Origin of the sequence: Collinsella provencensis (assembly GCF_900199705.1) — a bacterium.
GTDB lineage: Bacteria > Actinomycetota > Coriobacteriia > Coriobacteriales > Coriobacteriaceae > Collinsella > Collinsella provencensis.
On the sequence record NZ_LT904908.1, the window covers coordinates 1 to 13643 of the forward strand.

At 59.1% G+C, this 13643-nt stretch carries 7 protein-coding genes, 1 rRNA gene and 1 pseudogene; 4 read left to right on the plus strand and 5 right to left on the minus strand.

Annotated elements, in window-relative coordinates; genetic code table 11:
• Positions 1-240: 240 nt before the first annotated feature.
• The 4 genes from C1711_RS00030 to uvrB all read left to right on the plus strand — a co-directional run bounded on the left by C1711_RS00030 (position 241) and on the right by uvrB (position 6084).
• A 16S ribosomal RNA gene (locus C1711_RS00030) occupies positions 241-1747 on the plus strand.
• A gap of 724 nt (positions 1748-2471) precedes the next feature.
• The gene (gene coaE / locus C1711_RS00035; protein ID WP_102337230.1) at positions 2472-3110 is read left to right on the plus strand and encodes a dephospho-CoA kinase; all 639 of its coding nucleotides are present in this window, start codon (positions 2472-2474) and stop codon (positions 3108-3110) included.
• Positions 3103-3693, plus strand: coding sequence for a lytic transglycosylase domain-containing protein (locus tag C1711_RS00040; RefSeq protein ID WP_102337231.1), 591 nt, complete (start codon positions 3103-3105; stop codon positions 3691-3693). The genes coaE and C1711_RS00040 overlap by 8 nt, the downstream gene beginning before the upstream one ends.
• Before the next feature lie 138 nt (positions 3694-3831).
• On the plus strand, positions 3832-6084 hold the full coding sequence (gene uvrB / locus C1711_RS00045; RefSeq protein ID WP_102337232.1) for an excinuclease ABC subunit UvrB: 2253 nt from the start codon (positions 3832-3834) through the stop codon (positions 6082-6084).
• A 387-nt stretch (positions 6085-6471) separates the two neighbouring features.
• Here the strand turns inward: uvrB and C1711_RS00050 are convergent, their stop codons facing one another.
• From C1711_RS00050 to C1711_RS00070, 5 genes and pseudogenes are all read right to left on the minus strand, one after another.
• Entirely contained in the window at positions 6472-8121 is a 1650-nt protein-coding gene (locus tag C1711_RS00050) for an NAD(P)/FAD-dependent oxidoreductase (RefSeq protein WP_102337233.1), read from the minus strand.
• 10 nt (positions 8122-8131) lie between these two features.
• A complete protein-coding gene (locus tag C1711_RS00055; RefSeq protein ID WP_234346113.1) occupies positions 8132-9424 on the minus strand; it encodes an NAD(P)/FAD-dependent oxidoreductase in 1293 nt (430 codons plus the stop codon).
• Between the two features lie 4 nt (positions 9425-9428).
• Positions 9429-10169: pseudogene (locus C1711_RS00060) on the minus strand (P-loop NTPase); the annotation flags it as partial.
• Between the two features lie 203 nt (positions 10170-10372).
• Positions 10373-11587 (minus strand): MFS transporter, encoded by a 1215-nt coding sequence (locus C1711_RS00065; protein ID WP_102337235.1) that lies wholly within the window; start codon positions 11585-11587, stop codon positions 10373-10375.
• A gap of 156 nt (positions 11588-11743) precedes the next feature.
• Positions 11744-13642 (minus strand): heavy metal translocating P-type ATPase, encoded by a 1899-nt coding sequence (locus tag C1711_RS00070; RefSeq protein ID WP_102337236.1) that lies wholly within the window; start codon positions 13640-13642, stop codon positions 11744-11746.
• Position 13643: the final 1 nt, after the last annotated feature.

Genomic DNA, 13643 nt, shown 5'->3' on the forward strand with positions numbered 1-13643 from the left:
GGTACCTTGAGAACCGGATACCGCGAAGAGACGGAAGAGAGAGGCAGGCCCATCCGATGGGATGGAGCCAGCAGTCGAATGTATCGAAGAGTCGAGCGTAAGGTCTGATAATCATACGTCAGGCCCCGTTCAATTCACCTTTACTCCAGACTAGAAGAAACGCGAAACTGAATCCGATCGGCGATGATCGCTGGCCGGAACGGGCACACCGTGCCGATTGGGACCCCCCGGGTCCCTCATTGGACGGAGAGTTCGATCCTGGCTCAGGATGAACGCTGGCGGCGCGCCTAACACATGCAAGTCGAACGGCACCCGCCCTCGGGCGGAAGCGAGTGGCGAACGGCTGAGTAACACGTGGAGAACCCGCCCCCTCCTCCGGGATAGCCTCGGGAAACCGAGGGTAATACCGGATGCGCCCGCACGTCCGCATGGACGCGCGGGGAAAGCCCAGACGGGAGGGGATGGCTCCGCGGCCCATCAGGTAGACGGCGGGGTGACGGCCCACCGTGCCGACGACGGGTAGCCGGGTTGAGAGACCGACCGGCCAGATTGGGACTGAGACACGGCCCAGACTCCTACGGGAGGCAGCAGTGGGGAATCTTGCGCAATGGGGGGAACCCTGACGCAGCGACGCCGCGTGCGGGATGGAGGCCTTCGGGTCGTAAACCGCTTTCAGCAGGGATGAGACAAGACGGTACCTGCAGAAGAAGCCCCGGCTAACTACGTGCCAGCAGCCGCGGTAATACGTAGGGGGCGAGCGTTATCCGGATTCATTGGGCGTAAAGAGCGCGTAGGCGGCCGGGAGGGCCGGGGGTCAAATGCGGGGGCTCAACCCCCGCCCGCCCCCGGAACCGCCCGGCTCGGGTCCGGCAGGGGAGGGTGGAACACCCGGTGTAGCGGTGGAATGCGCAGATATCGGGTGGAACACCGGTGGCGAAGGCGGCCCTCTGGGCCGGCACCGACGCTGAGGCGCGAAAGCTGGGGGAGCGAACAGGATTAGATACCCTGGTAGTCCCAGCCGTAAACGATGGACGCTAGGTGTGGGGGGAACCGTCCCCCCGTGCCGAAGCCAACGCATTAAGCGTCCCGCCTGGGGAGTACGGCCGCAAGGCTAAAACTCAAAGGAATTGACGGGGGCCCGCACAAGCAGCGGAGCATGTGGCTTAATTCGAAGCAACGCGAAGAACCTTACCAGGGCTTGACATGACCGTGAGCCCGGGGAGACCCGGGGGCCGGAAGGAGCGGTCACAGGTGGTGCATGGCTGTCGTCAGCTCGTGTCGTGAGATGTTTGGTTAAGTCCAGCAACGAGCGCAACCCCCGCCGCATGTTGCCAGCAGGTGAAGCTGGGCACCCATGCGGGACCGCCGGAGTCAATCCGGAGGAGGGCGGGGACGACGTCAAGTCATCATGCCCCTTATGCCCTGGGCTGCACACGTGCTACAATGGCCGGTACAGCGGGATGCGATGGCGCGAGCCGGAGCGGATCCCACAAAGCCGGCCCCAGTTCGGATCGGGGGCTGCAACCCGCCCCCGTGAAGTCGGAGTTGCTAGTAATCGCGGATCAGCATGCCGCGGTGAATGCGTTCCCGGGCCTTGTACACACCGCCCGTCACACCACCCGAGTCGTCTGCACCCGAAGTCGCCGGCCCAACCGCAAGGGGGGAGGCGCCTAAGGTGTGGAGGGCGAGGGGGGTGAAGTCGTAACAAGGTAGCCGTACGGGAACGTGCGGCTGGATCACCTCCTTTCTAGGGAGCATAAGGCTTTCAGAAGGCAACAGAGAACATATCTCACAAGAAGTTACGGCAGGTGTGCCGATGTTTCAGCGTCCCTCCGAGGTCCCTTCGCGTGTCCGGTCCCCGGGGTCCACCCCGCGTACCTTGAGAGCCGCATAGCGACAGACGGATCTATTTGAAACGATCTGATCGATTCTTCTTTTTGATTGCGAGAACGAAGCAATCTTCCAATCTGCAAAATCTGAAAAGAGTAAGTTGCAACGACAAGACCGCCGCCCGGCCAGTTCCGGGTGACGGTGTGCGACACCCAGACATTTGTTCAAGTTCATGGATACGGCGTCCCGCCNGCGTCATGTCCCGACGCGGGGGAGGGCCCCGGCCGAGTCTCGGCCGGGGCCCTCCTTGTGTTTGCACGGTCCTTCTTTCATGCCTCGATCTGCGATAGATCGGGGTTATTCTTTTCGGGTGGCTCCTGCATTGAGCGGGTATTCTCTTCTATAACCCGCGTCGCCCCCCATTCTCCCTGAGTCGGGACATCGCGTTCTTTCTTCCTGTTCATTCTCATTGCAATCAAATTAATCGTCTATTGACTTAGCCTGCAAATGGCACCTGAAGCGAGTTACTCTCAACGACCCTTCGTATCTTGTGGATACTTCTTCGCTCCATAACTCTGCATGACATTGGGACTACAATTGTCGTTTCGTAGGTTGGTCTGTCTTTTTTGAAACGGAGTGCAATGTTTACGATCTTTCTCATTGGCAACATTGCCTCTGGTAAATCGACTGCCGCGCGATATCTTGAGTCAAGGGGCGCTTATCGTATTGATCTTGATGCAATGGTAAAAGACCTGTATATACCTGGTTCCGACCTTGTTGCTTCGATTGCTGATGAGTTTGGTTGGGACGTGCTTGATGAGTCTGGATCCGTACGTTTTCCTGTGCTCGCAAAACGTGCTTTTGCCTGTTCTGAGCAGACGAAGCGTCTCAACGTACTTGTTTATCCCGTTCTTCTTGAACACCTAACGCGCATTCTTTCTCCTTCTCCCTGCTGTGGTGCGTTTGTTCCGTCGCATGAGTTTACGGTTGTAGAAGTGTCCGTTGCTGCGCAATTCACCGAGGCTTTTGGGCTGGCAGATGAAGTTATTGCCATCACTGCGTCTTTGGATGTGCGTCGAAAACGAGCCATTTCTCGCGGCATGTCACCTGAGGACTTTGATGCACGTGCTTCAGTTCAGCCCTCTGAGGAAGAGCTTTGTGCTCTTGCCTCGCGCGTGATTCCCAATGAGGGCGATAATGATGCGCTGTTTGGCGCCCTCGATAATCTTTTGGCGGAACATGGCTTAATTCAATCAACAAGTGGAGGTGAGTATGAATAGACGCGTGAAATTTTTGACGTGGTTTCGCGTCTTGCCCCTCGCTGTTGTTTTGCTTTTCGGTGTGATTTCCTATGTGTACTCTTTTGGGCCTTCGCTGTTGTTCAAGGCGTGGTACCCGCTTGAGCATGAGGAAAAAATCACCGAAGCTGCGAGCAAATATGGTGTGGATCCGTATCTTGTTGCTGCAATCATTCGGACCGAGTCTGGCTGGGATTCAGAGGCGGAGTCTGAGCGCGGGGCGCTTGGTTTGATGCAGCTTATGCCAGAAACTGCCCAGGATATCGTTGTCAAAGGTTACATAGATGGCACGGTTTATTCTGCCGATAACCTGCGGGATCCTGAAACCAATATCGAGTTTGGCTGCGCATACCTTTCGTTCTTGCTGTCTTATTTCAACGGTGCGACCGATAAGGCGATTGCCGCTTATAATGCCGGCATGGGAAACGTTGAGACATGGACGCAGGAGGGGGACGCGTTGCATAAGGTGATAGCGTTTCCCGAGACACAGGCGTATCTCGTGCGTGTGAACATGGCACAGTCACGATACCGCGAGTTGTATCCGGAGGCTTTTGCATCCATGTAGCGCATTGCCCTAGACAGTGCGGGTCTGATTGCGTAGAATAAAATATTCAGAACATATGTACGTTTTTTTCAGTGTTGTTGGATTTGCTTCTTCGGCCTGAAATCAAAATGCGTGGATGCGCGAGCGGGATGGTGCGCTATGGCGGAAATTGAAGTTGAGCGTGTGGGCGGAGAGCTCAAGCGTTTTGGTGTGTCGGGCAAAACCGCACCTTTTGAGGTCGTTTCACCTTTTGAGCCGTCCGGAGATCAGCCTGAGGCTATCGAATCGCTGGTAAAGGGCGTAGAGAACGGCGATCGATATCAGGTTCTGTTAGGTGTGACGGGCTCCGGCAAAACATTCACCATGGCAAAAACCATTGAAGCGTTGGGTAAGCCCACGCTTGTCATGGCGCCCAATAAAACACTCGCCGCTCAGCTCGCCAGCGAGCTCAAAGAATTCTTTCCGAATAACGCGGTCGTGTATTTCGTGTCCTATTACGACTACTATCAGCCCGAAGCCTACGTTCCTTCGAGTGATACGTACATCGAAAAGGACTCCTCGATTAACGAGGAAGTTGAAATGCTTCGCCATCAGGCAACTGCTTCGCTGCTCTCGCGACGGGACGTGATCGTGGTTGCCTCAGTGAGTTGCATTTACGGCATCGGTTCGCCCGAGGATTACGCGGGACTGGCTCCAAACGTTGACAAGAAAGTGCCGCTAGAACGCGACGAGTTCATTCATGCGCTCATCGATATCCAATACGATCGCAATGACTACGACCTTGCACGCGGTACGTTCCGCGTGCGCGGAGACGTGGTTGATGTGTACCCTCCGTATGCGGAGCATCCGCTGCGATTCGAGTTCTTCGGCGATGAGGTTGAGCTCATTGCCGAGATCGATGAGGTTACAGGTGAGATGCTTCGCGAGTACGACGCGATCCCCGTGTGGCCGGCGTCGCACTATGTTACGGAAAAACCCAAGGTCACGGCCGCTTTACAGACGATTGAAGAGGAACTTGAGGAGCGTGTGGCCGAGCTCAAGGCCTCCGATAAGCTGCTTGAAGCGCAGCGTCTTGAACAACGGACGAGCTATGACCTGGAAATGCTCGAGACGATGGGCTTTACCACGGGCATCGAGAACTATTCGCGTCACTTGGATGGCCGTAAACCGGGAGAGCCGCCGTTCACGCTTATCGATTATTTCCCCAAGGATATGTTGTGCATCATCGACGAGAGTCATGTGACGGTGCCGCAGATTCGCGGCATGCATGAAGGCGACCGTTCACGTAAGGTGACACTCGTTGAGCACGGATTCCGTCTGCCGAGTGCGCTCGATAATCGCCCCCTGCGTTTCGATGAGTTTGAGGCGCGCATTCCGCAGTTCATTTACGTGAGCGCGACGCCGGGCGATTACGAGTTGCGCGTGAGCGAGAACAACGTTGAGCAAATCATTCGTCCGACCGGTCTGCTCGATCCCAAGATCGATGTGCGTCCGGTTCGCGGGCAGATTGACGACCTGCTGGACGAGATTCGTTCACGCGTGGCGAAGAAAGAACGCGTGCTGGTTACGACGCTGACCAAGCGCATGGCGGAGGACCTGACGGATCACCTGCTCGATGCGGGCATTCGCGTGAATTACATGCATTCCGACACCGCGACGATGGATCGCGTCGACATCCTGCGCGACTTGCGCCAGGGCAAGATCGACGTACTTGTTGGTATCAACCTGCTTCGCGAGGGTCTGGACCTGCCTGAGGTTTCGCTTGTGGCGATTCTCGATGCCGACAAAGAAGGTTTTCTACGCAATCGCCGTTCGCTCATCCAGACGATCGGTCGTGCGGCCCGTAACGCCGAGGGCGAAGTCATCATGTATGCCGATCGTATTACGGATTCCATGCGCGAGGCGATTGACGAGACGAACCGTCGTCGCGCCATTCAGATGAAGTTCAACGAGGATCACGGCATCGAACCAAAGACGGTACGCAAGGCAATCAACGACATCTCGAGCTTCATCGCCGAGGCCGAGGACAACGTGGGTAAGAAGAGCCGTTCGCGTGGCGACTCGCTCGGCCATGGCGCGTTCTATTCACCTGCGGGATCTGAAGGCGAGGAAGGCGCGGCGGATGACGCTCGCTCGACGGGCGAGCGCCTTGCAGCTGAATTGGCGGATCTGCCTCGCGACGAGGTTGCGCGCATTATCGCAACCATGGAAGACGACATGCGCACCGCTTCGGAGGCGATGGACTTTGAAGAGGCAGCGCGTCTGCGCGATGCGGTGGTGAGTCTCAAAGCCATGCTCGAGGGAACGAGTGAGAGTGACGTTATTGAGGCGTTGCGCAGGGATGCGCGCAAGGGCTCGAAGTTCGCCGGCTCGCGCCAACGCAAGGGTTTTACGCCGCACATGAAGCACTAGGTTTGTCGTATTGCGGCGCCGTTCGCTTTGTGCATATGGGCAAGTTTGCTAAGTGTTACAGGGCGCGGGCGCATATCACTCCGTGCTCAAGCAGTCCGGTTTTTTGAATGAAAATGATCAGGCACAAAACGTGTTTCAAGCGCACGAAATTTCAAATGATGCGGCTTGCTTGTAACATGCGTCTGTGTGAAGGCCGTTGATTGCCGTTCCTTTGTTTGAGATGCATATCGTTTGAGCGCGTTTGTTGAACAGTCGATTCTTTGTTCGGGGCACATATCGCTCCACGCGCAGTTCCGCACGAACAGAAGGCGCCAGTGGCGCCTTCGTCGCGAGAAGGACTGCCTGAGCACGGAGAGATATGTGCTGCCTCGCAATTAAGGGCGTTTATCAGCTGGTCATCTGCTCAATGACTGCGGTTGCGCAACGGATGCCGTCGGCTGCGGCGCTCATGATGCCGCCCGCATAGCCCGCGCCCTCTCCGCATGGATAGAGACCCGGGGTATTAACGGAGACGCACGTGCTGCGGTCGCGCACGATGGTAACAGGCGAGCTGGAGCGGGTTTCTACGCCTGTGAGGACCGCCTCGGGGTCGTTGTAGCCGCGAAGCTTACGGTCGAGCAACGGTATGCCCGCGCGCAGCGTCTCGATGACGTGGGGCGGCAGCGTGCTGTCGAGTTCCGTCCACGTGACGTCACACGGATAGGTGGGTTTGATGCGTCCCGCGCCAGTACTGGGGCGTTTTTTGAGGAAGTCGCCGAGTAGTTGAGCGGGGGCGCGGTACTCGCCACCTCCCAGCTCAAAGGCCGCTTCTTCACAGGCGCGTTGCAGGCGTAAGCCTTCAAGTGGATCGGTGCCGGGAAGATCGTCTTCGGTGATGTTGACGAGAAGTGCGGCATTTGCGTTACGGCCAGCGCGTGCATTGAGGCTTGCACCATTGGTGACTACGCCGCCGGGCTCGGACGCCGCGGCGACCACTTCTCCTCCCGGGCACATGCAGAAGCTAAACAGGCTGCGTCCATTAGGCAGATGCGCAACCAGGCTGTAGGGGGCCGCTCCTAACGCGGGATGGCTCGCAGCGGTTCCATAGAGCGCGCGGTCGATATCTGCCTGCAGATGCTCGATGCGTACGCCCATAGCGAACGTCTTTCGCGCCAGCATGATGTCCTGACGCTGCAGGAGCTCGAATACGGGCCGTGCAGAATGCCCGCAGGCAAGGATGACCTCATGGGTTTCAAGACGCTCCTCATGTCCCTCGTGCTCGATGAGGATGGATTTGATGGCGCCTTGATTGTCTCGCTCGATGTGCGTCAAGCGCGTGCGAAAGCGAACTTCTCCACCGAGTGATTCGATGCGAGAGACGATGTTGGTAACGACCTCGGGCAGGATATCCGAGCCGATGTGCGGTTTGGAGTCCCAGAGGATATCGCGCGGGGCGCCCGCATCGACAAACGTCTGGAGAACGAGGCGATGTGCGGGGTTCTTGGTGCCCGTGTTAAGCTTGCCGTCCGAAAACGTGCCGGCGCCGCCCAGTCCAAATTGAATGTTGCTCAGGGGGTCGAGCTTGCCCGTACGATTGAACTGCTCGACTGCGTGGGCTCGGCGCGTGGCATCGTCGCCCTGCTCGATGAGCAACGGGCTGAGTCCCGCTTCTGCCAGGGTGAGGGCGGCAAAGAGCCCGGCACACCCCGCGCCCACGACGACGGGTCGAGGACGTGGATTGATGGCGGGAGCGACACGCGGGGGGAACTCCATCTCGTTAGGATCGACCGCGCGTACGCGACGGCATTCACGTGGGTCAACGTGTTCAAGGAGTTCAAGCTCGTCGATCGAGGGTTCAAGTTCGACGCGTACGCTCAACATGAAATGGACATTGGTCTTTTTGCGGGCATCGATGGATTTGCGCCGCAGAGCGATGTGGACGATATCGTCGGGTTCAATTCCCAAGAGGGGACAAATCGCGCGCACGGCGCTATCAAGACAACCTGTTTCCGTTGCTCCGCGTTTGAGCGTGCAGGGAATTTCGGTTATTTCGAGCATGATTTCCTCCCTAGGCGCGATGGGCGAGCGCGGATGCCGCAGCGTTGCCTGCGCACATGCCGGAAATCCAGGCCCATGCGAGGTTGTAGCCTCCGCAATCGGCATCCATATCGAGTGCCTCGCCACAGGCGAAGAGCGCCTCATGGTGGAGCAACGCGAGCGAATCGAGATCGACGACCTCGAAGGGGATGCCTCCGCGCTGCACTTGCGCCTGTGCATGTTCGGTCGTACCGGTTACATGCAACGTAAGGCGATGGAGCAGCGAGGCGCATGAGACAAGCGGTTTGTTCGCAGGCCTGAGCAGTTCACACACGACGCGCGCGAGCGGACGGGCAAGCAAGCCGTCAAACCACGCAGGATCGTCCTCGAAGGGGCCGAGCAGTTTCTCACGCTCAATGAGTAGCTGGTGAAGCTGTGCGTCATTGAGTGCGGGGAAGAGGTCGAGTTGGATGGAATCGTTCGGCTCGATTTTTCGGGAGAGGTTGAAGGCCGCAATGCCAGAAATGCCATAAGGTCGGAAAAGCACCTCGCCCTCCTCATAGGCGACGACGGCGCCTTTACGGACGAGTGCCAGTGTTGCCTCCACGCGCAGCCCATCGAGTGCGGAAAGTTGGGGGGCGTTCGGATAAGCGAGCTCGCAGGCGATAGGGCAGAGGACCGGATTCGCCTCAATATGCGGAATGTTGAATAGGTCACATAGATTGTTTGAAGTGCCGCCGCTCGCGATGATTACGCTTTGCGCGCGTAGCATGCGCTCAGTGCGCGCAGCTTCCGCTGCCGCTTTACGGGCACGTCGCAGCTCGGTTTTTCCGTCTTGCGCATGCTTGAACGAAAGAGGTTGTGCTGGCTCGCTGATTGTAAGCGACCAGCGCCCGCCGGCATATCCGGCGCGGATTACCTCGCTGGAGCAATGCAGCTCAACACCCGCGCGCGAACAGGCAGCAAGCAAAACGTCGCGTACGGATTCGGCACGTCGCGTAACAGGGTAAAGGCGCCCTTCTCCCTCCTCGGCAAACATCAGACCGAGGGATTCGAAAAATTCGGCAATCTCGCGTTCAGGTGCCATGCCCAGCACGCGGGCAGCTACATCGGGGTGACGATAATGTCGTGGTTCGAGTGTGGCGTTGGAGATGTTGCAGCGGCCGTTGCCAGTGGCAAGGATGGAGAGACCCGATTGGACGTCCCGCTCGATTACGCATGTCCGCGCCTCTTGACGTGCGGCGGAAATGGCGGCGGCGAGGCCGCTGGCCCCACCGCCGATAACAACAACGTCATAGGCGGGGGGGTCGCCTACGGGGCGCACNGGTGCCCGCATCGCACATGGCGGCGAAGTCGGGGTTGATGGGCAGACGGTCGAGGATATCGAGGCCGTACTGCGCCGCTACCTCGTCGAGCTTGCTCTTGCCGAAGACCTCGATTTTCTTACCGCAGTCGGGGCATTCGAGGTAGCTCATGTTCTCTACAATGCCAAGCACAGGGATGTCCATCTTGGAGGCCATGTTCACGGCCTTGGACACGATCATGGACACGAGGTCCTGCGGGCTTGTGACGATGACGATACCGTCGACCGGCAGGGACTGGAAGACCGTGAGCGCGACGTCCGCGGTTCCCGGAGGCATGTCAACGAGCAGGTAGTCAAGCGGACCCCAGGAGGTCTCGCTCCAGAACTGGCGGATGGCACCCGCGATGACGGGACCGCGCCACAGTACCGGGTCGGTTTCGTTTTGCAGCAGCAGGTTGGAGGACATGACCTTCACGCCACGCTCGGAAATCTCGGGAAGGAGCAAGTTGCCCAGGCCCATGGCGTGGCGTCCACTCATGCCGAACATCTTGGGAACGGAGGGGCCGGTGATGTCGGCGTCGAGGATGCCGACCTTGTGGCTCGCGCGTGCCAGCTCGACGGCGAGGGAGCCGGTGACGAGGGACTTGCCCACGCCGCCCTTGCCGGACAGCACGGCGATAACGCGCTTGACCTCGGAAAGGTTGTTTTCTTCAAACTCCTGCGGAGTGGACTGTCCGCCGGCGGCTTCTGCATGCTCGCAGCTCATGCGTACTTCCTTTCACGTTTCCCCACGTCTGCACGTAGGGCGGATATTCAACCCTTCCATTGTACTCGCCAAGTTCATGCTGAGGGAGTCCGCGGCGGGAGATATCGAAGGCTCGTGTTGGAGGCAAGTTCCAGCATGAGTGCGAGCGCAAGCGTCGAGGGCCTGCGTTATGGGGGTATGTGAGGCTGGCTTGAGCGCTTGTGCTAGCGCTGCGAAATCCTGACGGCGAGCGCCGTGATGATGAGCGCGGGGATGGAGAACAGCGCGCCGACCAGGCCCACATAGCCCATGCCGGGCCCTGAAATGACCATGCCGCCCACTGCCGTGCCAAAGGCGATACCGATGTTGAAGGAGGTGGGTTCAAGCGAGCTTGCCAGGGTAAGTGCCTGAGGGTACTTCTCAGCAGCGGTGGTCATGAACATCGAGACGCACGGCGTGCTCACCACATACATCGTGATGCCGAGGGCGAGGACGACACCGAGTGCCCATGGCATGGCGGGACCGACCGCCCACAAGGCGAGCAGCAACAGCCCTTGGACGGAGAAGCTCACCAGCAGCGTTTTCAGGCCGAAGTGCGTATCGCCCCAGCCCGAGATCAGGTTGGAGATACAGCACATGGCGCCATATGCCATCAAGGTGCCGCTCGCCTCGACGGCGCTCATACCGAGAAAATCCTCGAGGTACGGGGTGATGTAGCCGTAGAATACATACATGGAGCCCACGCCGAAGAAGAAAATCGCCATGCCGCTCAGCATACGGGGATCGCGTAAGAGCGGCAGCTGATCGCGCGCGGTGGCGGGCGCGTCGGTGGCGCCGGTGCGCGGGAGTAGGGCGACGAGCGCGCTGCACACGATGACGGTCATGGCAAACGTGCCGATCATGGCGAGATGCCAATCCCACATCGCAGCGATGTAGTGGCAAACGGGCGTGCAAATGACGAGCGCTACGGAGAACGCGGCGTACATGAGCGAGACGCACCAGGAAATGCGGTTCATTCCGGCGACATCGGGAATGAACGTGGTGCCTACGGCGAGGAGGGCTCCTGATACACCGCCGATGAGCAGGCGCGCTGCAAGGAGCATTTCAAAGCTGACGGCGAGCACCGACAGGCCATTGCCCAGGCAGTAGAGCACGCAGTACGTGACGAGCAGCGTGCGACGGGAGAATCGACCCGTGGTGAGCGCCAACAGAGGCGTGAGCACGGCGTAGACGATGGAGAACATGCTCATGAGCACACCGGTTTGCGCGAGCGAGACATGGAAGGCCTCGGCGATCTCGGGCTGGATGCCGATGATGATGAACTCGGAGCAGCCGAGCGAGAATCCGAGTGCGGTGAGCAGGCCTACGCAGAACTTGGCGTAGCCAGACATGCGCTCGGGTTCAGTAGACGTGGTGCTCTCGGGGTTCGGGGTCGACATGGACACGTACTCCTAGGGACGGGATGTGCTCGTTTGCGCATTGACGAAAAGTGCGAACTGCATTCGGATTGGGCGCGGGGCCAGCGGTTTGCTTGTTCCGTGCCATCCGGCGTCTAGCGCTGTGCCAGCGGTTGATTCGGCGCAGACAGCTCTCCATTATGCCATGCGCATGGCGCGCATCGCGTTGAGAATGGCGATGATCGCCACGCCCACGTCGCCAAAAACCGCGAGCCACATGCCCGCGATGCCGACGGCCGCGAGAACGAGGATCAGCAGTTTGACGCCGATGGCGAAGACGATGTTTTGCCACACGATGCGCATCGTCTTGCGTGAAACGCGGATGGCCCGCGCGATGTTGCTCGGCTTGTCGTCCATGAGCACGATATCGGCGGCTTCGATGGCGGCGTCGGATCCCATAGCGCCCATGGCGATCCCCACATCCGCTCGTGTGAGCACGGGCGCATCGTTGATGCCGTCGCCCACGAAGGCGAGATTACCCTGAGCGTTGGCAAGGAGCTCCTCAACTTTGCTGACCTTGTCCTGCGGCAAAAGCTGTGCATGCACCTCATCGATTCCAAGACGCTGTGCCACGTCGTTTGCCACATCTGCGCGGTCGCCGGTGAGCATGATGCAGCGTTTGACACCGCTTGCGTGCAGATCGCGTATGGCCTGCGCAGCATCCTCTTTGATTGTATCGGAGATGACGATGTGGCCGAGGTATGCGCCGTCGCACGCAACGTGGAGCATCGTCCCCGTGAGTTTGCACGAAGGGTGCTCAATACCGTGTTCTGCCATGAGTTTGTCGTTACCGACCAAGACCTTGCGCCCCTCGATGGTGGCTATTACGCCGTGTCCCGACTGCTCTTGGGCGTTTGCCACGAGCTGTTGATCGACCTCGTTGTCATACGCGTTAACGACGGAACGGGCGATGGGGTGGTTGGAGAGCGATTCGGCGTGAGCGGCGAGGAACAGTAGGCGATCGGCGTCGACGCCGGCCTCGGGATGTACCGCGACCACCTCGAACGTGCCGTTGGTGAGGGTACCTGTCTTGTCGAATACCACGGTGTCGACCTTGGAAAGCGCCTCAAGGTAGTTGGACCCCTTGATGAGGATGCCCAAGCGGCTCGCTCCGCCAATGCCGCCGAAGAACGAAAGCGGTACCGAGATTACCAGCGCACAGGGGCAGCTGACCACGAGGAACGTCAGTCCGCGCAAGATCCACTCGTCCCATGCGCCCAGGCCCGCAAGCGGCGGGATGATGGCGAGCATCGCGGCTGAAATGGTGACCGCAGGAGTATAGACGCGGGCGAAGCGCGTGATGAAATTCTCCGTGCGGGCCTTCTTCTCGCTTGCGTTTTCGACGAGCTCGAGGATGCGGCTGACGGTGGATTGACCGAAGGGCTTGGTGGTGCGCACATGCAGGACGCCGGTCATGTTGACGCAGCCCGAGATGACTTCGCTGCCTTCTTCGACGGAACGGGGGACGGATTCGCCCGTGAGGGCGGACGTGTCGAGCTGGCTTGCTCCCTCGATAACGATTCCATCGATGGGCACGCGCTCGCCCGGTTTGACTACGATGATGTCATTCACCGGCACCTCCGCGGGATCGACATCGACGAGTTCGCCGTCGCGCTCGATGTGCGCGTAGTCTGGCGCGATGTCCATGAGCGCCGCGATGGATTTACGGCTCTTGCCCACGGCGTAACTTTGAAACAGTTCTCCTACCTGGTAGAACAGCATGACGGCCGCACCTTCGGCCATATGCGGGTCGGCGCTGGGGAACAAGACCATGGCAAAGGCGCCGAGTGTCGCCACCGTCATGAGAAAGCTCTCGTCGAAGGCGTCGCCTCGGCGGATGTTGTGCCACGCTTTGCGCAGCACGTCATGACCTGCGATGAGGTAGGGGATGAGATACAGCGCGAAGCTTGCATAGACGGCACCCGTGCTACCGAAAGCCGATACGAGGAGGCCGGTCTCATCGATAAGGAGAATGGCGAAAAAGATCGCCAAAGCCATGAGGATGCGCTTGAGCAACTTTTTCTGTTTCTTGTTCATA

Excerpts from the sequence above, each read along its gene's own strand:
- coaE (WP_102337230.1), top strand. The coding sequence starts at position 2,472 with ATGTTTACGATCTTTCTCATTGGCAACATTGCCTCTGGTAAATCGACT.
- C1711_RS00040 (WP_102337231.1), top strand. The coding sequence starts at position 3,103 with ATGAATAGACGCGTGAAATTTTTGACGTGGTTTCGCGTCTTGCCCCTC.
- uvrB (WP_102337232.1), top strand. The coding sequence starts at position 3,832 with ATGGCGGAAATTGAAGTTGAGCGTGTGGGCGGAGAGCTCAAGCGTTTT.
- C1711_RS00050 (WP_102337233.1), bottom strand. The coding sequence starts at position 8,121 with ATGCTCGAAATAACCGAAATTCCCTGCACGCTCAAACGCGGAGCAACG.
- C1711_RS00065 (WP_102337235.1), bottom strand. The coding sequence starts at position 11,587 with ATGTCGACCCCGAACCCCGAGAGCACCACGTCTACTGAACCCGAGCGC.
- C1711_RS00070 (WP_102337236.1), bottom strand. The coding sequence starts at position 13,642 with ATGAACAAGAAACAGAAAAAGTTGCTCAAGCGCATCCTCATGGCTTTG.